At 34.8% G+C, this 21614-nt stretch carries 13 protein-coding genes; all 13 read left to right on the top strand.

Features of this window, described 5'->3' with window-relative positions; all coding sequences use genetic code 11:
• Positions 1–112 precede the first annotated feature (112 nt).
• The 13 genes from aroF to JOC47_RS06480 all read left to right on the top strand — a co-directional run bounded on the left by aroF (position 113) and on the right by JOC47_RS06480 (position 21594).
• Complete coding sequence (gene aroF / locus JOC47_RS06540) at positions 113–1129, top strand: 3-deoxy-7-phosphoheptulonate synthase (RefSeq protein WP_204701253.1); 1017 nt, start codon at positions 113–115, stop codon at positions 1127–1129.
• A 12-nt stretch (positions 1130–1141) separates the two neighbouring features.
• Positions 1142–2239 (top strand): prephenate dehydrogenase, encoded by a 1098-nt coding sequence (locus JOC47_RS06535; protein ID WP_204701252.1) that lies wholly within the window; start codon positions 1142–1144, stop codon positions 2237–2239.
• A 331-nt stretch (positions 2240–2570) separates the two neighbouring features.
• A complete protein-coding gene (gene aroA, locus JOC47_RS06530) occupies positions 2571–3857 on the top strand; it encodes a 3-phosphoshikimate 1-carboxyvinyltransferase (protein ID WP_204701251.1) in 1287 nt (428 codons plus the stop codon).
• Between the two features lie 150 nt (positions 3858–4007).
• Positions 4008–5708, top strand: coding sequence for an AAA family ATPase (locus tag JOC47_RS06525; RefSeq protein ID WP_204701250.1), 1701 nt, complete (start codon positions 4008–4010; stop codon positions 5706–5708).
• A 267-nt stretch (positions 5709–5975) separates the two neighbouring features.
• Positions 5976–8156 carry a [Fe-Fe] hydrogenase large subunit C-terminal domain-containing protein gene (locus tag JOC47_RS06520; RefSeq protein ID WP_204701249.1) on the top strand — a complete coding sequence of 727 codons (2181 nt, stop codon included), beginning with the start codon at positions 5976–5978 and terminating at the stop codon, positions 8154–8156.
• Positions 8157–8300: 144 nt separating this feature from the next.
• Entirely contained in the window at positions 8301–13874 is a 5574-nt protein-coding gene (locus tag JOC47_RS06515) for an alpha-2-macroglobulin family protein (RefSeq protein ID WP_204701248.1), read from the top strand.
• A 9-nt stretch (positions 13875–13883) separates the two neighbouring features.
• Positions 13884–16226, top strand: coding sequence for a penicillin-binding protein 1C (pbpC, locus tag JOC47_RS06510; RefSeq protein ID WP_204701247.1), 2343 nt, complete (start codon positions 13884–13886; stop codon positions 16224–16226).
• A 14-nt stretch (positions 16227–16240) separates the two neighbouring features.
• Positions 16241–16468, top strand: coding sequence for a hypothetical protein (locus JOC47_RS06505; RefSeq protein WP_204701246.1), 228 nt, complete (start codon positions 16241–16243; stop codon positions 16466–16468).
• 11 nt (positions 16469–16479) lie between these two features.
• Positions 16480–17019 carry a hypothetical protein gene (locus JOC47_RS06500; protein WP_204701245.1) on the top strand — a complete coding sequence of 180 codons (540 nt, stop codon included), beginning with the start codon at positions 16480–16482 and terminating at the stop codon, positions 17017–17019.
• A gap of 100 nt (positions 17020–17119) precedes the next feature.
• Entirely contained in the window at positions 17120–18850 is a 1731-nt protein-coding gene (locus JOC47_RS06495) for an ABC transporter ATP-binding protein (protein ID WP_204701244.1), read from the top strand.
• 300 nt (positions 18851–19150) lie between these two features.
• Positions 19151–19984 (top strand): sigma-70 family RNA polymerase sigma factor, encoded by an 834-nt coding sequence (locus JOC47_RS06490; protein WP_204701243.1) that lies wholly within the window; start codon positions 19151–19153, stop codon positions 19982–19984.
• Between the two features lie 347 nt (positions 19985–20331).
• Positions 20332–21006 carry a (d)CMP kinase gene (gene cmk, locus JOC47_RS06485; RefSeq protein WP_204701242.1) on the top strand — a complete coding sequence of 225 codons (675 nt, stop codon included), beginning with the start codon at positions 20332–20334 and terminating at the stop codon, positions 21004–21006.
• Positions 21007–21009: 3 nt separating this feature from the next.
• Positions 21010–21594, top strand: a complete 585-nt coding sequence (locus JOC47_RS06480) for a lysophospholipid acyltransferase family protein (protein WP_204701241.1) — start codon at positions 21010–21012, stop codon at positions 21592–21594.
• Positions 21595–21614 lie beyond the last annotated feature (20 nt).

Raw genomic sequence — 21614 nt, 5'->3', positions numbered from 1 at the left:
AGATATATGCTGTGTAATTATTTGGCAGTAGCAAATGTAAAATTAAGTTGTTAATAATTTTTTATCATAAAATAAATCAAAGAAGTGAGAATATTTAAGGAGGAGATTAAAAATGATAGTTGTTATGGAACCTAGTGCGACAGAAGAGAATATTAAAGAAGTAGAGGAGAAGGTTAAAAAATGTGGTTTTCAACCTCATCCTGATAAGGGGGAACATCAAACTGTAATTGGTGTTGTAGGTGAGGGTGATAGAGAAGCAGCATTAAATTCTCTTGGCGCTTATCCTGGTGTTGATGAAGTGATTGAAATTACTAAACCATATAAATTATCTGGTAAAGAGTTTAAACCAGAACCTACTGTAGTAGATATTGATGGTGTAAAAGTTGGTGGAGATAACTTTACTTTTATGGCTGGACCTTGTTCAGTAGAAAGCAAAGAGCAATTATTCGAAGCTGCTAAAGCAGCTAAAGCAGGTGGAGCTAAAATGTTGAGAGGTGGAGCATTTAAACCGCGAACTTCACCTTATAGTTTCCAAGGGTTAAAAGAAAAAGGTTTGAAATATTTAGCTGAAGCCAGAGAAGAAACTGGATTAAAAGTAGTTACTGAAGTAATGGACCCTCGCGAGGTTGAATTAGTTGCTAAGTACGCAGATGTATTACAGATTGGAGCAAGAAATATGCAGAATTATCCTCTATTAAGAGAGGTAGGTAAAACTGATACTCCTGTTCTATTGAAGCGAGCTATGACAGGAACATATCGTGAATTCTTATTAGCTGCTGAATATATTATGGCTGGTGGAAATTATGATGTAATGCTTTGTATTCGAGGTATCAGAACTTTTGTTCAGGATACTAGATATACTCTTGATTTATCTGCTGTACCGGTATTAAGAGAGTTGACACATTTACCAATTGTTGTAGATCCAAGTCATAGTACAGGAAGTTGGAAGTATGTACCTTCAATTTCTAAAGCTGCTCTTGCAGCAGGTGCAGATGGTTTATTATGTGAAATTCATCCTGATCCTAAGAATGCATTATCTGATGGACCTCAATCATTGAAACCAGAAAACTTTAAAGAGATGGTAGAAGAGATGAAGCCTATTGCTGAAGCTGTGGGCAAAAAAATATAACGAGGTGACATGATGATCCATAATGTAGCAATTGTAGGAGTAGGATTAATTGGTGCTTCTTTGGGTCTAGGATTAAAAGACAATCATAAAATAGAAAAAGTGGTGGGGATTGATCAAAATCCCCATCATTTACAACAAGCATTAGATATTGAAGCGATTGATGAAACAGCTGATATAAAAAAAGGAGTCCAAGCTGCTGATTTAGTGGTAGTAGCTGTGCCGGTAGGTAGTATTAAGTCTGTAGTTGATGAAGTGTTAAAGTATGCTAAAGCAGGTACAATTATTACAGATGTAGGAAGTACTAAATCTAATTTAGTGCAGGATCTAGAACATAAATCTGCTACTAAAGACTGCATTTATATTGGTGGGCATCCGATGACAGGTTCTGAAGTTTCAGGGCCAATTGCAGCTGATAAATATCTATTTGAAAATGCAATTTATGTGCTGACTAAAACAGAGCAGACTGATCAAGCTAGTTTAGATGAGTTACAGCAACTAGTAGAAGGTTTAGGTGCTCAGAGTTTAATTATTTCTCCGGAACATCATGATCAAACTGTGGCAGTAACTAGTCACTTGCCTCATTTAGTGGCTGTGAACTTAATGAAGACAGCTTCGGAATATGAAGTTGATGATGAGTTAATCACTTCATTAATTGCAGGAGGGTTTAGAGATACGACACGTATTGCTGCTGGAGATCCAGAAATGTGGAAAGATATTTTTTTGAACAATCGTGAATTAGTTCTCAATGCTGTAGAAGTGTTTGAAGATAAATTGGCTGATTTTAAAGAAATGATCAATCAAGCGTCAGCTGAGGAATTAGAGACAGATTTAGAGGAAACAAGACAAGCTAGAAGAGAACTGCCGATGAAGAAAAAAGGGTTATTGGCGTCTAATTTTGAATTAATTTTGACTTTACCTGATGAGCCGAATGCAATTGGTCAGGCAGCAACTTTACTTGGGGAAGCAGGAATTAATATTCAAGATATAGAAGTGTTAAAAGTTCGTGATGATGGAGGAACAATTCGCTTGAGTTTCAAGCAGGAAGAAGAACAAGAGCAAGCTTATCGTTTGTTGAAGGAAAATAATTATAAAGTGGTTAAGAAGCAATAAAAAAACAGTGATGAGTAATTAGTGACAAGTAATGAGTAAAGCAGTGAAGAGTGAAAAAAAGCAAAGAGAAATAAGAAGAAACAGTAAAAACAGTAAAGAGTGAACAGAAAAGAAGTAATGAGAAATAAAAAAACAGTAAAAAGTTAAAGAGTAATGATAGTTCAAGAATAACGATAAAAGATAAAAATTGGGGAAAATAAATATTAACGAATAAAACATGTAGAGGCTTGGCACTGCCAAGTCTATTCAATTAGTAAGAAAATTTCAAAATGGCTATTATATAATTTGAAATTTGGAATAATAAATGTATATTATGTAGGGAGGGGAAAAAGTGGATTTAACAATCAAACCTAAAACAAATTTAGAAGGTACAGTCAAAGTACCTGGTGATAAATCAATTTCGCACCGCGCTGTAATGCTTGGTTCTTTAGCAGAAGGTACGACAGAAATTGAAGGCTTTTTAACAGGGGAAGACTGTTTAAGTACTGTGCAGGCTTTTCAAGATATGGGAATTGAGATTGAAGGTGTTGGAAATACAAACATGAAAGTTCACGGGCAGGGACTGCACGGCTTAGAAGAACCGGATAATGTTTTAGATTTAGGTAATTCAGGAACTACAACTCGATTAATGTTAGGGATTTTAGCTGGGCAGGATTTTTATTCAGTTGCTACTGGTGATGATTCATTGAGACAGCGTCCGATGGCTCGAGTAACTGACCCAGTGGGAGATATGGGAGGTAAATTCTTTGGTCGCGATAATGCTAATTTACTGCCAATTACTACAATTGGCGGACAGGATTTAGAAGCATGTACATATCATTCTCCTGTGGCTAGTGCGCAGGTTAAGTCCTCTGTTTTATTAGCAGGTTTATATGCTGATGGAGAAACAACAGTTGTGGAACCAGCTAAGTCAAGAGATCATACAGAAAGATTGCTTGATTATTTTGGGGCAGATGTTACTGTCGATGGGTTAACAGTGAGTGTCAAAGGAGAACCACAATTAAAAGCTAAGAAAGTAATTGTACCATCTGATATTTCTTCAGCTGCATTTTTAATGGTGGCAGCTGCAATTACTCCTGATTCAGAACTTGTCTTGGAAAATGTGGGATTGAATCCGACTCGAGCAGGAGTAATAGAGGCTTTAGAAGCAATGAATGTTGATTTGGAGCTATTAAATGAACGAGAAGTTAATGGTGAACCAATTGCTGATATTAAAGTTAAGACGAGTCAACTACAGAGTGTAGTGATTGAGGGAGATATAATTCCGTTATTGATTGATGAAATTCCTATCTTAGCTGTAGCAGCTAGTCAGGCAGACGGAAAAACTATTATTAAAGATGCTGAGGAACTACGCGTTAAAGAGACTGACCGAATTGATGCTATGGTAACAGAATTAACTCGTTTAGGTCTAGAAGTAACAGAACGAGAAGATGGATTAGAAATTGCAGGACCGCAGGAGATTAAAGGTGGAGTGACTTGTTCTAGCTATGATGACCACCGCGTTGCTATGTCTTTAGCAGTAGCAGGACTGATTGCCGATGAACCGGTAGAAATAGAAGAAGCGGAATGTATTAATATCTCATTCCCTGGATTTAAAGAGTTATTGATGGATTTATAGCGGGAAAGATGAGTAAATAAATTGAGTATGATGATGAAGCATGTAAAGCCTCGGGCAGGGACATTGGCCCGGGGCTTTTTTGGTAAGTACAGTTAGATTGTTATTTTTCTAGATTTAGGATATAATAAGAATTGTTAGGAGGGAAATAAGATGGCTAAGATTCCATATGGAATTAGTAATTTTAAAAATTTAATTACTCAGGAATATATTTATATGGATAAGACAAATTATATAGAAATATTAGAGAGTTATGGAGAAAAATACATCTTCTTTTTAAGACCGCGTAGATTCGGGAAAAGTTTATTTGTATCTACATTAGAGCATTACTATGATTGTAATAATCAAGATGATTTCAATGAATTATTTGGAGATTTATATATAGGAGATAATCCGACTAATTTAGCTAATAGCTATTATGTTTTAAGTTTTGATTTTTCGGGGATTAATACTGATACTAAAGATGATTTAGTAAAAAGTTTTACAAAAAATGTTGTGAAAGCATTAAATGAATTTATGGATAAATATAATTTAGATTTTGATTATGACAAAACTGGTATGCCTTCGGAAATATTCAATTCTTTTTTGGGACGAGTCAAGTATCAAATTGATAAAAAAATTTATGTATTAATAGATGAGTACGATTATTTTGCGAATGAATTATTAAGTTTTCAAGTTGATACCTTTGAAGAGACAATTAGTAAGACAGGGTTTGTCCGTAAGTGGTATGAGATTTTAAAGCAGGGGACAGCAGATGGGACGGTAGATCGAATTTTTGCAACGGGAGTGAGCCCGATTACTCTTGATAGCTTGACTAGCGGTTTTAATATAGCTTCCAATGTAAGTCGCGACCGGGGATTAAATGAAATGATGGGTTTTACTACTGAAGAAGTTAGATCTTTAATTGATAAATTAGTGGCTGAAGATGTTGATAAAGAAGAACTAATGAAAAAATTAAAAAGGTATTATAATGGTTATTTGTTTAATCAAGATGCAGAGGAAAGACTATTTAATAGTGATATGGTACTGTATTATTTTAAAAGCTATTTAAAGGAAAACAAAGAGCCGAGTGATTTAATTGATACTAATATTTCTAGTGATTATGCTAAAATGCGAGAATTATTCACGTTAAAGAATAAGGAAAGAAATTATAAAATATTAGATGGGATTTTGAATGAAGAATTACAGCAGACTGCAATTACTAGAGAATTTAGCTTGGCTAAAGAATTTACTGTCGAAGATTTTTTATCGTTGTTATTTTATTTGGGATTTTTAACTATTGATAGTACAGTATTGAATTTAGTTAATTTGAGAGTACCTAATTATGTAGTTAAAGAGCTTTACTTTGATTTTTTTGCTAAGATAATTAAAGATGATGCGGATTATGAAATTGAGACTGTAGATATTAAAAAAAGTATAGTGCAGTTAGCTTTAGAAGGAGAAATAACAGACTTTGTAAATATAGTAGAAGAAACTTTGCGGCGGTTATCTAATCGAGACTATATAGATTTTGATGAGAAATATATTAAGCTAACAATGCTTAGTTACTTAATGTTGAGCCGAGTATATTACGTTAAAAGTGAGTATGAAGTAGAAGATGGTTATATTGATATAGCATTATTAGAACGAAGTGGGATAGAGCCAAATTACGAGGCAATAATTGAATTGAAATATATCAAGAAGAGTGAATATGATGACCAAGGTGAAGATATAGTCCAAGCTAAATTCGAAGCAGCTAGAGAACAGATATTAAAATATAAGCAGGCAGAGGAACTAAGTGAAAGAGAGAATCTGAAGAAGATAGTGTTAGTTTTTGTAGGAGACAAGTGTGTAAAGCAGAAAGAGGTAGAGTAAAAGTTAATTTGCTAAAAGCAAGAAAATTTCAAGATATAATAAATTAACGGGCCAATATTATGGCTCGGTTTTTATTTTTTTGCAATAATTTATTTCAAGTGAAGGAAATATTAGGTTAAATCTAGAAAAGATTAAAAATAGTAGCTTATAAATTTTGCGACCTATTATAGTAATTTGAAATTTAAAAGTTTATTTACTATGTATTATTGTATAATACAAACTATATATTGTAGGAGTAGTTTTTTAATTAATAAGGAGGGAGTTTCAATGTTGTCTAAATTAGTAAAAGTAAACCCCGAAAAGTGCATAAATTGTCAAAGATGTATAGCAGTTTGTCCAGTCAAATTTTGTAATGACGGTAGTTCTGATTATGTTGAGATTAATGATGACATGTGTATCGGATGTGGAGCATGTATTGAAGCCTGTAATCATGATGCTAGAACTGGAATTGATGATTGGAAGCAAGTTAAAAAGATGCTGCTCGAGGAAAACGAAGATTTAGTAGCAGTTGTAGATCCAGCAGTAGTAGCTGATTTTCCTAATAATTATTTAAGAATTAATGGTTGCTTAGATGATTTGGGAGTAGCAGCGGTATTTGATGCTGCATTTGGAGCAGAATTGATGATTAAAAGTTATTCTGAATATATAAAAAATGAAAGTCCTACTTGTATAATTTCACAGCAATGTCCGACAATAATCAATTATTTAGAAATTTATCAACCACAATTGTTAGATTATTTAGCTCCAGTTGATAGTCCTACAATACATACGATTAAGATGATTAAGCATTTTTATCCTCAGTATCAAGCTCATGAAGTTGTTGTTGTCTCTCCCTGTTTATCGAAGAAAAGAGAATTAGAAGAAACGGGTGTGGGAGATTATAATGTGACTTTTAAATCAATTAAAGAACATTTTAAAAATTCAAGTCAGACTTTATTTCAATACTCAGAAGAAGATTATACTACTCCTGACCCTGAAAGAGGGGTTTTAGTTTCTAAACCGGGTGGATTATTAGAGGTTGCTCAACGTGATTTAGAAGAAGTAGAAAATTCTAGGAGACAGATTGCAGCAGTGAAAGAAGTTTATGATTATTTAGCAGAGCTTGAAGAAAGTATTGAACATGGTTTTAATCCTTTATTAATAGATTGTCTAAGTTGTGGATTAGGATGTAATGGCGGGCCAGGAGCAGTTAGTAGTGATAAAAGTAGAGATGAATTAGAATTTGCAGTTAATCAGCGCAGTCAGAAAATGAAAGAAAAATATAAAAATAATGAAGGCTCACTGACTAGCTTTTTTAATAATAATAGTTTAGCCAAAGAGGTAAAACAAAAATGGAAGTCTGGTTTATATACTAGAGAATATAAAGATTTAAGTGCTAAAAATAATATTAATTATCCTAATGAAGAAAATTTAGAATCTATTTTCCAGAGTTTAGGCAAAAAAAGTGAAAAATCTCGTTATATAAATTGTAGTTCCTGTGGCTATTTTAATTGCCATGATTTTGCTGTAGCTGTTTATAATGGATTAAATAAAAAGATTAATTGCCGTGTTTATGCTCAAGAATTGATTGATCAGCAACTTAATGAACTAACAGAAACTCTTAATAATCTCTCCTCTTACGGACAACAGATTGAAAAGATTAATAAACAATTTAGTAATTTGTTTGAGATTATAGAAAATATTAAAGCAGGTGATAAAGAAACAGTAATAGCAGTAGAAGAAATTGCAAAGGCAATTCATGAAATAGCAGAAGGAGTAGAAAACTTAGCGCAAAGAGCGGAAGACATTTCAACTAATGGGAAGAAGACTTTTGCTTTAGTTAAAGAAACAGATAAAAAGATTCAATCAGGGACCGAATTAGTTGATCAGGCTGCTGTAGCTATGGAAGAGTTAGAAGGAAGTGTATCTAAAGTAGAAGAAATAACAGATAAAATCATGGCACTAGCTCAACAGACTAATTTATTATCTTTAGATGGGGCTATAGAATTAGCAAATTCTAATCAAGGCTTTGGAGCGATAGCAGATGATATTAAAGACTTAGCAGATGAAAGTATGGTTTTAGCTAAAGAAGCAAAAGAAATTATGGTTGAAGTAAAAGGGGTAGCTAATGAATCTATTAAGAGTATGATGCCCCAAGATGAGTCGAATGAAAATATTTATGATATTTTTCAAGAAATTAAGTCATCTTCAGCTGAAATGAGAGATAGAATGAAGCAAGTTCATAATGCTACAGAAAGTCAAGTAGCAGCTACTGAACAAATTAGTGCTTCAGTAGAAGAAATTTCTGCTTCTAGCACAGAATTTTCTTCACAAGCTGAGGAGTTATATAATCATATTAAAAAATTAAAAAAGGTTATTGAAGATATGACTAAAAATAATCAACAGTTATATAATGATTTTAAAATAGAGTCTTTTGCTGCTGAAGGTTTACTACAAGAAATTGAATAAATATAAACTCAGATCAAGATTTTTGGTCTGTTTTATTTTTTTTGAAAAAGGTAATTAAGCTTGTTATATAGTAGTATATGATAAGAAGGAAAAATATAATTAGTTATTATTAGATAAATTAATTTTATGTTAGGAGTGGTAACCATGTTTTCTTCCTTAAGACAAGTAATCAGTGATAATTTTGGATTAATAATTGCTTTGTTATTATTAATAGGATTAATTGCATTTTTAATTGGACGTAATGTCGAACCTAAAGATCTTAGTGAAGAAATGATAACTAATGATAGTTCTAGTAAGACTATTACGCGAGTCACTTCAGGAGTAGTTGAAGCTGATGGTAGGATAGCAGTGGAGTTTGCTGAAGCACAGATAGATGAGGATTATATTGATTATCCTTTAGAAAAAGAGGAGATATTCAATTTCACTCCAGAACTAGAGGGCCAAGTTTATTGGAGGGATACTAAGACAATTGTTTTTAAGCCGCAGCATAAACTAACAGGGGCCAAGAATTATACCGGTTTAATTGATTTGGCTAAAGTGTTTCCCAATCTCCAAGAAGTTAAGCCTGATAAAAAAAGTATTCAATTTAGAACTTTAGGCCAACGGCTATTAAGCTGGCAGGGAGAATTTGAGTTAGTTGATGGAGGGCAGAAACAGGCTCGTTTTAAAGCTGAGTTTGAATTAGCTGAAGAGGCAAGTCGGAAAGCTGTTAGAGAAGCAGTAAAATTGTCAGGACCGCAGCAGATTGAGTGGGCAGTTGAAACAAAAGATAATCATAAATTTAAGCTAGTGTCTGATAAGGTAGCGCGGACTGAAGAAGACATGAAGTTTAAGCTTCTAATTGATAAAGAACGATTGAATTTAGCTCAGCAAGTAAAGAAAGAATATTTATTACCGGCAGTAGGACCGCTGCGGGTGGTTGATGTAGAAGAGCAAAAAGTTGATGATCATTCTAATTTGCGCTTGCTCTTTTCTGATTATTTGGCGCAAAATTTAAACTATAAGGCATATTTGAATGTTAAACCAGATCTTAATTATGATGTGCAAGTCGAGGGGCGGGGGTTAACTCTGAAGGGTGACTTTAAGCCTGATCAAAAGTATCGGGTTCAGTTATTTAAAGGGTTAAAAGGAAAATTAGGCAGTCAACTCAAAACTACTAAAAACGTAGACTTTACAGTTGAAATTTCTGATATAGAGCCCAAACTTAGATTTGCTCAATCCGGAATTTATTTAACTACTTTAAAAGAGCAAAAGATTGCTTTTCAAACTATGAATGTGCAGCGAGTAACAGCTAAAGTAAAGAAAATTAATGCTGATGATGTAGTAGAATTTTTAGAACGAAATTCTTATCGTCCGCAGGGGAGAAGTTTTAACGAATATGAAGAGCGTTCTTTCCAGTGGGCAGGAGAAGTGATTGATGTTAAAACATTAGATGTAGGTCAGTCTAAAAATAAATGGATTACTTCGCAGCTGGATTTAGCGGCAGCTATTGAAAAGAGTCAGCCAGGTTTATACATTGTCCAGTTAGAGTTTGACGAAGATGATACTCTTTATATGCCACCAGAGTGGGATGATTATGACTGTCAAAGACATATTCGTAATCACGGACAGAAAGCTAAACATTTGATTTTAAGTAATTTAGGAGTTACAGTCAAGCGTTCTGCTGGTAAAACTCATGTGTTTGTAAATGATATACTAACGACGGAGCCGGTTAAAAATGCAGTAGTAGAATTAAAAAATGACTATGATGATCACAGCGGTGGTCATGAAGCAGATAATGATGAAGATGACGGCGATCGCGGTGATGATGATGGAGATAATTATGATGACTATGACCATCCGGCTGAAGTAGTAGATACAGCGATGACTAATCAACAAGGAATGGCTGTCTTAGAGGGTAGTGCTGATTATATAGAAGTTAAAAAAGGTCAGCAGTTATCGGTATTAGAATTTGATGCTACTAAGTTAGATACGTCATTGTTTGATACGGGGGGAGTAAATAACGAACAAGGCTTAAAGACTTTTCTTTATACTGACCGCGGTGTTTACCGGCCGGGAGATAAAGTACATTTAGCAGCGATTGTGCGTAATGAAAGCAATACTTTTCCTGCTGATCACCCAGTAACAGTTAAGGTCTATAATCCTAAAAAGAAATTAGTCTATGAAGAAACAAATCGTCAAGCTGAAGATGGTTTTTATACCTTTGACTTTAGCACTAAAGATACTGCTTTAACAGGTAGTTGGGAGCTAGAGGCTGAAGTAGGCAGTCAGTCATTCTTCAAAGAATTAAAGGTAGAATCAGTGGTACCGTATCGGATTGAAGTTAAAATCAATCCCGAGCAGGAAAAATTAACTTTAGATGATGAGATAGTTGATTTCTCATTATCATCTAAATATCTATTTGGTGCTCCGGCTAAAGGATTAGATAGTAAAACAGAAATTAGTATTGAACCATATGCAGTAGATTTTGCTAAATTCAACTCTTTTGTGTTTACAAATCAAGGTCAGCATTGGGAAGCAATTAAGAGTAAAAAATTTGAACAGCAGCTTGACCAACAAGGGAAAACAAATATAAGTTGGGAACTACCGCAAATTACAGATGTTCCATCGGGACTGCGGGTTAAGATTGATACTAAAGTATTAGAAAAAGGCGGTCGTCCTGTTCCCGCTCAAGAACAAATTCCAGTTAAAACTTATGATAGATTTGTGGGAATTAAGAAGTTGAAAGATGATGGCTTAGCTATTGGCAGTAAAGTTAATTTTAATTTAGCCTTAGTCGATAAAGATGGCGAGTTGATTAGCGGCGAGAAGTTGAAGTATAAAATTTATCGTATGCGCCGTTATTGGTGGTGGGAATATGATGATCGTGATTCATTTAGAAAACACTTTAAAAAAGATAAATATATAGAAGTTGTGAAGCAGGGGACAATTACTTCACGGCAGGATTTAGCTACTTTAAAATATCAGTTAGAAGATTATGGAGAGATGTTCTTAGAAGTGACAGATGTAGAAGGAGGACATCAAGCCGGTTACTTCTTCCGTTCTTATTGGTGGGGCGATGAAGGGAATAAACAGAGTGCTGATGTGGTAACTTTAAAACCTGATAAAGACCAGTATTATCCCGGCGAGACTGCTAAAATAGCAGTTAATACTCCGCAGACAGGGCGGGCTTTATTAGCCGTTGAAAAGAACGGTCGGATTCTGCAAAAAGAATGGAAAGAAATCACGAGTAACCAGACTGTATTTGAAGTAGGTATTACTAAAGAGCATATCCCGAATGCCTATGTCTTTATTTCAGTATTACAGCCGCAAGAGAATAATAATGATTTGCCAATTAGAATGTACGGGATTGAATCTTTAGCTGTGACTAAAAAGAATGCTCGGCTAAATTATCAACTGCAGGTACCAGAAAAGGTACAGCCGAAAGAAGAATTTAGAGTTAAGGTCAATACAGAAGAGAAAGAACAGTCGCAGTTTACTATTGCTGTAGTTGATGAAGGTTTATTAAATATCACTAATTTTAAAACGCCTGATCCGCTAGATCATTTCTTTAAGAAAGAACGATTAATTACTCAGACCTTTGATAATTTAGCTGATATTATCGGTCTTGATTCAGGTTATATTTATAATGTCTTTTCCATTGGCGGTGCTGAGACAAGAAAGATGTCTAAGGATTACCAAGAAAAACAACTACAGGCTGAAGAAACTAATCGTTTTGAACCGGTAGCGATGTTTAAAGGGCCAATTAAAACTGACGAACAAGGCCAAGCTGAAGTTGACTTCAAGATGCCGAATTATATCGGCAGTGTGCGGGTAATGGTTGTAGGAGCCGAACAGGGAAGTTATGGAGCAGCCGAGAAAAATATCCCTGTCAAATCTGATTTAATGTTAATGCCTACTTTACCGCGAGTTTTAGGACCCAAAGATGAAATCAAAGTTCCTGTTACAGTCTTTGGTATGGCAGAAGATTTAGCTAATGTAGAAGTTAGTTTGGAAGTAGAAGGTCCAATAGAGGTAGTAGGCGCTGAGGAAAAGAATTTAGCCTTTAATGGAGCTGAAAATAAAGATATTAACTTTAATTTAAAAGCTGTTGATGGAATTGGCGAAGCTAAAATCACCTTTAAAGCTCAAGCTCAGGAAAATAATTATCAGAGTCAAAAGACGATTAATTTAGCCGTTAGACCATATAATCCTTATATTTATAAAGGGACTAAAGAAGTGATTGCCAGCGGCGAACAAGTTACTTTGCCGGTGCCTAAAAAAGGAATAGCTAATTCTAATTATGCGCAGGTTAGTTTATCACGGCGGAGAAGTCTTAACCTACAGCACCGTTTGAAATGGTTGATTAGATATCCTTATGGTTGTATTGAGCAGACGACTTCTAGTATTTTCCCTCAGCTTTATTTAGAAGAGATTTCTAAATTAGAGCAAGAGAGAATTAAAGAAATAGATAAGAATATTAACAGCGGTATCCAGCGGCTGCGCAAATTCCAGTTAGACAACGGCGGTTTTTCTTACTGGCCGAACAGTCACCGCGCTAGTTTATGGGGCACTAATTATGCCGGGCATTTCTTGTTAGCTGCTCAAGAACAGGGCTATGCTGTGCCGCAGGATATGTTTGCAGCTTGGTTAGATTATCAACAAGAGCAGAGTCGAGATAAAGAAGGACATCGTTTAACTAGAGCTTACCGTTTGTATTTACTTGCTTTAGCAGATGAAGGAATAGTTAGCGAAATGAACTACATGCGGGAAAATGAACTAGGGCAGATGCGAACTCCAACTAAGTATTTTTTAGCTGGTGCTTATCAGGTCTTAGGTTATGACGAAGTAGCCCAGGAATTAATTGACGATTTAGGCTTTGATGTGCAGGAATATCGCGAGACAGGTGGGACTTATGGTTCGAGACTGCGTGATAAAGCTGTTATTCTTGATATTTTAACGCAATTTGCCAAGTATGATCAAGCCTTAGCAGTTTATAATGATATTGCTGAAGAGTTATCAACAGATGATTGGTATTCAACCCAGAGTACAGCTTACTCTTTATTAGCTGCTAGTCAATATCTGAAGGCAACAGGTGATAGTCAAGAGGAATTAGCAGCAGAAGTTATAACTGCCCAGGGAGAAGAAAAAGAAGCGACAATTACAGATAAAATTGCTGCAGTGCCAGTCAATGATAGTTTTGGCGGAGAGGTAACAGTTAAGAATAAATCCCAGCAGCCGTTATTTGCGACTTTAGAGTGGGAAGGTATTCCTCATCGCGATGAAATAAAGGCAGAAGAGAATAATATGGCCTTACAGGTAGAGTGGTTAAATAAAGCCGGAAAGAAGATTGATCCGACAAAATTAGAGCAGGGCACTACTTTCTGGGGGCACTTTACAGTAGATAAAACTGTTGATAAGGAGTTAAGTGAAGTAGCCTTAGTGCAGATTTTACCAGCAGGTTGGGAAATAGAAAATATTCGCTTATCTAATGAAAAACTCCCAGCTTGGATGGATGATTATGATTTAGATAATGAAGAGTATTTGGATATTAGAGATGATAGAGTACGTTGGTTCTTTGATATGGATAAATATCAGGATGATCTTGAATTTGTAGTTAAGATCAATACAGTAACAGTCGGTGAGTTTTATTTACCGCCGACATTAGTTGAAGCAATGTATGATAATCGCTATAAGGCTACTACTGCCGGACAGCGAGTAGAAGTTTTAAGTAGATAGGTGATAATAATGTTTAACAACAAGGTTAAAATCATATTAGCTAGTTTAATAGCAGTTTTAATTATAGGAGGAGGAGTGTGGCAGTTAACAAAACTGCCGGCTCCTCTCTTTCCTGATGACTATAGTACAGTGGTAGTCGATGAAGATGGAGAGCAGTTACGTGTTTTTTTAAATTCTCAAGAGCAGTGGATTTTTCCGCCGCAGGATAAGGAACTGCCTGCTAAGTTAATTACGGCAGTGACTCAGTTTGAAGACAAACGTTTTTACAGCCACTGGGGAGTTGACCCTTTAGCGGTAGGAAGAGCCATTGTCCAAGACCTACGGGCAGGAAAGATAGTTAGTGGCGCGAGTACAATTACAATGCAGGTGGCCCGCTTAGCTAAAGAAAAAGATAGAACAGTGGTTAATAAATTAATTGAAATGATACAAGCTCTGCGCCTAGAAATGAAGTATAGTAAAGAAGAAATACTCCGTTTGTATTTAAATCATGCTCCCTATGGTGGTAATATTAAGGGCTATCAGGCTGCTGCTCAGCGTTATTTTGGCAAAGAGGCGGCTGACTTGACTTGGGGCCAAGCTTCTTTGTTAGCCGTGCTGCCGAATAGTCCTAGTTTGATTAATCCGACGCGGGGGCGGGAGAAGTTAAAAACTAAGCGCAATCGCTTATTGGATAAACTGCAGCGTAAAGGAATAATTGATGAAACGACATGTCAGTTAGCGCAGGCAGAAGAAATTCCTCAGGGAGAACAGGCTTTTGATTTGGCGGCGCCGCACTTGGCCCGGCGTTTAAATAATAAGTACAAGCAGGATGTAATCAAGACTACAATTAATAAAGATCTTCAGCAGCAGAGTACTCAGATTGTACAGAAATATATGCAGAAATTACAGCAGCAGGGAGTTAATAACTGTGCTGTATTAATTGCTGATACTAAAACAGGACAGGTAAAAAGTTATATTGGTTCTAATGATTACTTTGACCATCAACACAGCGGCAAAATAGATGGTGTACAGATGAAAAGATCAAGCGGTTCAATTTTAAAACCATTTTTATATGCTGGAGCTATGGATCAAGGGTTGATTATTCCGCCCAGTAAAATTGAAGATATTCCTAATAGTTATGGAGCTTATTCTCCTTATAATGCCGATAATGATTTTGCTGGAGTTGTGACTGCTCGCAAAGCTTTAGTTAATTCTTTGAATGCGCCAGCTGTTAGTTTATTAGATCAATACGGAGTCCAGGAGTTTTATAATTTATTAGAAGAAGCAGGGATAACCACTTTGTTTCGTGATGCAGAAGCCTATGGTTTACCTCTAGCGCTGGGAGGAGCTGAGATTAAAGTTTGGGATATAGCAGCATTATACCGAGGTTTAGGTAACTATGGTCATTTTTCGGGATTAGAAGTTATGCAGTCAGAAGACAAGTTATTCACTACTGTTGATCAAGCTCAACAGCTAATTACTCCAGGGGCTGCTTATTTAACTTTAGATATCATTGATGACCTAAAGCGGCCGGGAGCAGATTACTTTTGGCGTAACTATTCTTCTCAGTACCGAATTGCTTGGAAAACCGGAACGAGTTATGGCAACCGTGATGCTTGGGCAGTTGGAACTTCTCCTGAGTGGACAATTGCTGTCTGGGTTGGTAATTTTAATGGACAGGAAAATCAGAAAATCAGCGGTTTAAATGCAGCAGCACCATTGTTTTTTGAATTATTTAATAGTTTAGATAAGGATTACTATCAAGATTTTTTTGCTAAACCTAAAGATGATTTAGAAGAAATAAAGGTTTCAGCCCAGACAGGTTATCGTCTGTCTGATAAAATTATGGAGCAGGATTTAGCAGATTTAACTACAGCTGTAGTGCCTAAAAATGCTAAGCCTCTGCGCTATTCTCCCTATGAAGAAATTGTATATACTAATCAAGCGCAAACAAGAGAAGTCTGTTCGCGCTGTTGGGAACGTGATGATTTGACTAAGAGTCTGGAAGTTGTTTATCCACCGCAGGTAGTAGCCTATCTCAGTAAACGGGGGAATAATGTGTATACGACTTTGCCGCATAGAGCCGATTGTCCGACAGTTACAAATAATAATCCAATTGAATTTATTTATCCCCAACAGGATAGTATTATTTCGATACCTCGTGGTAGTAATGGCAATTATCAAAAAGTCACCTTTAAAGTAGCTCATTCTGGGCAAAATAGCAAGCTGTTTTGGTATTTAGATCAACAATATTTAGGTACTACGAAAGGAAGTCATCAAAAACTAATGCTGCCTGCTAGCGGAGAACATCAATTGCATGTAGTTGATGGGGCAGGATATCATCGGGAGATAGATTTTTATGTCAAAAAGTGAAAGGTGTGATAATCATGCCTGTTGATAAAGTGAAACATTTCTTAGCTGGAGTATTAATATTCACATTTTGTTTTATATTAGGAAGTAATCATTGGTTTTCTATGGTAATGGTTATTATAGCTGGTGTAGGAAAAGAAGTATATGATTATTATCATCCTCAGCAGCATACAGTAGAAGTCCTTGACCTGCTTGCTACTATTGCAGGTGGAATAGTTGTTTGCTTGGGATTATTATTGATTTGAGGGGGGATAAGGTGGATATTGAAAAATTTATCGAGCAGCCTCAAAAGATATTAAATGGACAAAGTCCCCAGGAATTATCTCAAACTGAAGCGGGGAGAGAGAAATTAAAACAAAGTTTAGCTGAGATTGAGTTATTAGCTGAATTGGATTATAACAATAATGAACAAATTATTAATAATATAAATCAGGTTCGAGATAATCTAGGTTTAGAAAAACCGGATAATATTTTTCAAGACCGAGTAGAGGAATTGTTAGTAGATCGTATGACTGGGGATTTATTTGAAGATTATATCAGTAAAGCTATCCTAATGTGGCGTAATTATAAAGGGCAGACAGATAATATAAGCGGTCAAGCTAAAAGTTGGGCGGCTGCAGTAGAATATTTGATTTGTCGCTTGAATTGTTGGCAAGGGACACAAGAATATATAGGAAATAAATATAACGTTTGTATGGCGACTATTTCGCAAAAGTACAGACAGCTAGCTTCTGATCTAGATTCTAATTTAAATTTATCGTCATGGCGAGAATTAATTAGTGTTTTTAAGAATTAAGCAACCTAGGTGTAAGTGCCTAAGTTGCTTTTTTTGACATAAGACCATAATTCTTTTATAATCGTAATTATTGAAAACACATAATATAGGGGGATTCAAAATGCTGAAAAAATTTATAAGTTATTATAAGGCGCATTGGAAGTTATTTGTAGTGGATTTGATCTGTGCCTTTGGGATGTCGGGGCTAGATTTGGTATTCCCGATTTTCATCCGCGATATGATAGATGATTTTTTTCCTAGTCGTAATTTTTCTCTAGTGGCAAAAGCAATCGGAATTTTATTTGTTCTTTATATTTTGCGTTTGGTATTACAGTATATAGTTCATTATTGGGGACATGTAGTAGGAATTAGAATGGAAACTGATATGCGTGAGGATTTATTTACTCACTTGCAGAAATTATCTTTTAAATTCTATGATGATAATAAAGTAGGATATTTAATGTCCCGAGTAGTTAATGACTTAAATAACTTATCAGAAATGGCTCACCATGGACCAGAAGATATATTTATTTCTTTGGTTATGATCTTGGGTTCTTTTGGAATTTTATTAACTATTCACTGGCAGTTAGCCTTATTTACTTTTTTAGTAGTACCGATTATGGCTTTCATTTCATTTAAATTAGGTGATAGAATGCACCAAGCTTTCCGCAATATTAAAGAAGAAATGGGTAATTTGAATTCTCAAATTGAAGATAGTTTAAGTGGTGTTAGAGTAATGAAGGCCTTTACTAATGAAGAATTTGAGTTTGATAAGTTTCTAAATCAGAATCATACTTATCGTAAAAAGAGAGAAGATGCGATGCAGGTGATGGCGACTTTCTTTTCTAGTCTGACTTTTTTAAGTAATCTAATTACATTGATTACTTTAGCAGCAGGTGGCTATTTTATTTATTTAGAACAATTAACAGTTGGAGAATTAATAGCTTTTATCTTTTATGTGCGGCTATTTATTAAGCCTTTAGAGCGTTTAGTTAGATTTAATGAGCAGTTCCAAAAAGGCATGGCTGGTTTTAGAAGATTCAATGAATTGTTGAATATTGATCCAGAAATCCAAGATAAGCCTGATGCTAAAGAATTAGAGGATATTACAGGTCAAATTTATTATAATGATGTTACTTTTGGTTATGACCATCATTCTAAGGTTTTATCAGATATTGATATTGAGATTGATGCCGGTCAAACTGTAGCGTTTGTTGGCCCATCTGGAGCAGGTAAATCAACTTTATGCAGGTTGTTACCGCGATTTTATGAAATTGATAGCGGTGAAATATTAATCGATGGTGAAAGTATTGAAAACTTTACTTTGAATTCGCTGCGCGGTAATATAGGTACGGTCCAGCAGGATGTGTTTTTGTTTAATGGGACGGTTGAAGATAATATTGCTTACGGTAGTTTAGATGCTAAAGAGGAAGAGATAATTGCTGCTGCTAAGAAGGCTAATGCTCATCAATTTATTTTAGACCTAGAAAATGGTTATAATACTAACATAGGTGAGCGAGGCGTTAAATTATCTGGAGGTCAAAAGCAAAGAATTTCAATTGCTCGTACTTTCTTAAAAGACCCTGCAATTTTAATTTTAGATGAAGCAACTTCTTCTTTAGATAATAAAAGTGAAAAAATAATTCAAGAATCTTTAAGGAGATTAGCTGAAGATAGAACGACATTAGTAATTGCTCATCGATTATCAACAGTAAAAAATGCTGATGAAATTATAGTGCTGACTGAAGATGGCATTGCTGAACGAGGTTGTCATGAAAAATTGATTCAGCAGTCAGATAGTATGTATAAGCAATTATACCAAAGAGAATTTAGTGAACAATTAGTATCTTAAACTTTAAAAAAATGGAATAATTAAGATTTAATAGATAATAAATTCTATTTTTTGTCTTAAAATAATTAAACAGCTCCCTTCTAGAAGGTAATAATTTATTTTTAAATAAAAATTCATTTAATTTGCAGGAGAAATGCTTTTTTGTGAGAAATATTTAATATGCCTTTTAAATAAAATAGAAAAAACTATTTAAAACTTTTATAATTGTTAATTAAGAATATAATTGACTAAAATTTTATCTAAGTAGTTTATAATGCCATAATAGTAGTCAATCGTATTCTTTCATAAAGGAGGGGTGAGATGGCAGCCAGGACTGATGACAGCATAAAGTTATATTTAGATCAATCGGCACATGAATTGTTGTCTGCTGAAGAAGAAAGAGAATTAGCTAAAAGAATAGTAGAGGGGGACAAAGAGGCAGAACAGGAGCTGATTGAAGCTAATTTAAGATTAGTGATAAGTATTGCTAAGAAATATATGGGACAAGGATTAGACTTTCTTGATTTAATTCAAGAGGGAAATTTAGGATTGATGCAGGCAATCCAGAAATTTGATTATACTAAAGGATATCGCTTTAGTACTTATGCTACCTGGTGGATTAAACAGCGAATTAGTAGAGCATTATCTGATAAATCGAGAACAATAAGAATCCCAGCTCATGTATGGGAGGTTATGAATAAATATCAGAAGGTGACTAATAGATTAGCTAAAGATTTAGGACGTGATCCTAAAGCAGAAGAAGTAGCGGAAGAAATGGATTTGGAGTTATCTAAAGTGAGAAAAATAAAAAAATTAATTCAATCGCCTGATTCTTTAGATCGTCCAGTAGGAGAAGGTGATGATGACTTTTATTTAGGAGATATGATTGAAGATACTAATTCTCCTACTCCAGATCAATTAACTCAAAAAGAATTATTACAAGATGAATTAGATGAAGTTTTGGATACTTTATCTGATCGAGAACAGAGAATTTTAAAATTAAGATTTGGTCTTTTAGATGGACGAGCTCGAACTTTGAAAGAAATTGGACAAGATTATGACTTGTCGCGAGAAAGAATTAGACAGATTGAAAAGAAAGCGCTACAGAGATTACGACATCCAACAAGAAGTGAAAAACTAAAAGATTATCTATAAAATAATTACTAGATTGGATATTGGAAGTTAGGAGTATAAATTAACTTTCAATATCCAATTTTATCTGTATATCTATATAAAGCTTCACTTTGGAGTGAAGCTTTATAGCTAGAAGTAAGTAGCTAGGAGTTAGTAGTTAAAAACATAAAATCAAATTCAAAACCTAAAACATTAACCTAGTATTCAATAATTCAAAGCTGTGAACTGTTTTTTGGTTTTGAATTTACTACTAGCTACTAGCTTTTATCTACTAGCTAGTGGCACGATAGTGCCACTTTATATAGATAATATTTAATATTAATAAATGAAATAATATATAATAAAGTAAATAGGGAGTATGATAATTTATGGGTGAAGATAAAGAATTGGTAATAGCGATTGACGGACCAGCAGGTGCTGGAAAAAGTACAGTAGCTAAACGTGTAGCTGATACTTTAAGTTATATATATATTGATACTGGAGCTATGTATCGTGCTTTGACTTTAAAAGCCTTAAAGCAGGGTTTGAACCTTGCTGACGAGGATGAAGTAGCAGCTATGGCTAAGGAGACTGAAGTTAAATTTAAAAAGGTCAATGAAAAAGAAAAAGTGATCTTAGATGGTGTAGATGTAACAGATAAAATTCGCACTAATAAAGTAAGTAATAATGTATCATTAGTTGCTAAGATTAAAGCAGTGCGGGAAAGATTAGTTAAGTTACAACGTGAAATGGCTGCGCAGGGTGGTGTAGTTATGGATGGTCGTGATATTGGGACAGTAGTGCTACCTGATGCTGATCTAAAAGTGTTTTTAAATGCGACTGTAGAAGAACGGACTATGAGACGTTATGAAGATTTAAAAGAAAGTGGTGAAGAAGTGGACTTTGAAAAATTAAAGGAAGAGATTATAAGACGAGACGAGATAGATAAAAATCGTGAGGTTAGTCCTTTAAAGAAGGCAGAAGATGCCAACGAGGTTGATACTACTAATTTGAGTATTTCTGAAGTAGTAGAGGAAATACTCAACCTTTGTCAGGAGGTTTAAATTATGGACCGTGTTTATTGGTTCACCCATGGTGTTTTAAAAGGTGCTTTTAAGCTATTTCTACGTCAGAAAGTAACAGGTGTAGAAAACATTCCTCAAAAAGGTCCCTTAATTGTAGTAGCTAATCATATAAGTAATTTTGATCCACCGGTGTTAGGAGCAGCATTCAATCGCAAAATACATTATATGGCCAAATCTGAGTTATTTGAAAATTTCTTTTTAGAAAAAATAATGAGAACATATGGTGCTTTTCCAGTCGAAAGAGGTCGACCTGATACTAAAGCAATTAAATCAGCTTTGCGTTTTATAGAGCAGGAAGAAGCGATAGGGATTTTCCCTGAAGGAACTAGGAGTAGAGATGGAACGTTAGGAAGAGCAAAATTGGGCTCTGTATTATTAGCTACAAAGTCTCAGGCACCGTTATTACCAGTAGGGCTTAAAACCAGGCATCCTTTTAAAGAGGGAGTTGAAGTACATTTTGGTAAACCATTTACTTTAGATGATTATTATGACCGTAAGCTAGATAGATCTGAAATGAAAGAAGCGGGCAGGATTATTATGAAAGAAATTGGAAAATTATTAGATTAAGTTTGGCATTCAAATATTAA

The sequence above is a fragment of the Halanaerobacter jeridensis genome (assembly GCF_016908315.1).
In the GTDB taxonomy this organism is placed as follows: Bacteria; Bacillota; Halanaerobiia; order Halobacteroidales; family Halobacteroidaceae; genus Halanaerobacter; species Halanaerobacter jeridensis.
This window is presented reverse-complemented; position numbering and strand designations above follow the sequence as displayed.

Excerpts from the sequence above, each read along its gene's own strand:
- aroF (WP_204701253.1), top strand. The coding sequence starts at position 113 with ATGATAGTTGTTATGGAACCTAGTGCGACAGAAGAGAATATTAAAGAA.
- JOC47_RS06535 (WP_204701252.1), top strand. The coding sequence starts at position 1,142 with ATGATCCATAATGTAGCAATTGTAGGAGTAGGATTAATTGGTGCTTCT.
- JOC47_RS06525 (WP_204701250.1), top strand. The coding sequence starts at position 4,008 with ATGGCTAAGATTCCATATGGAATTAGTAATTTTAAAAATTTAATTACT.
- JOC47_RS06520 (WP_204701249.1), top strand. The coding sequence starts at position 5,976 with ATGTTGTCTAAATTAGTAAAAGTAAACCCCGAAAAGTGCATAAATTGT.
- JOC47_RS06515 (WP_204701248.1), top strand. The coding sequence starts at position 8,301 with ATGTTTTCTTCCTTAAGACAAGTAATCAGTGATAATTTTGGATTAATA.
- pbpC (WP_204701247.1), top strand. The coding sequence starts at position 13,884 with ATGTTTAACAACAAGGTTAAAATCATATTAGCTAGTTTAATAGCAGTT.
- JOC47_RS06505 (WP_204701246.1), top strand. The coding sequence starts at position 16,241 with ATGCCTGTTGATAAAGTGAAACATTTCTTAGCTGGAGTATTAATATTC.
- JOC47_RS06495 (WP_204701244.1), top strand. The coding sequence starts at position 17,120 with ATGCTGAAAAAATTTATAAGTTATTATAAGGCGCATTGGAAGTTATTT.
- JOC47_RS06490 (WP_204701243.1), top strand. The coding sequence starts at position 19,151 with ATGGCAGCCAGGACTGATGACAGCATAAAGTTATATTTAGATCAATCG.
- cmk (WP_204701242.1), top strand. The coding sequence starts at position 20,332 with ATGGGTGAAGATAAAGAATTGGTAATAGCGATTGACGGACCAGCAGGT.
- JOC47_RS06480 (WP_204701241.1), top strand. The coding sequence starts at position 21,010 with ATGGACCGTGTTTATTGGTTCACCCATGGTGTTTTAAAAGGTGCTTTT.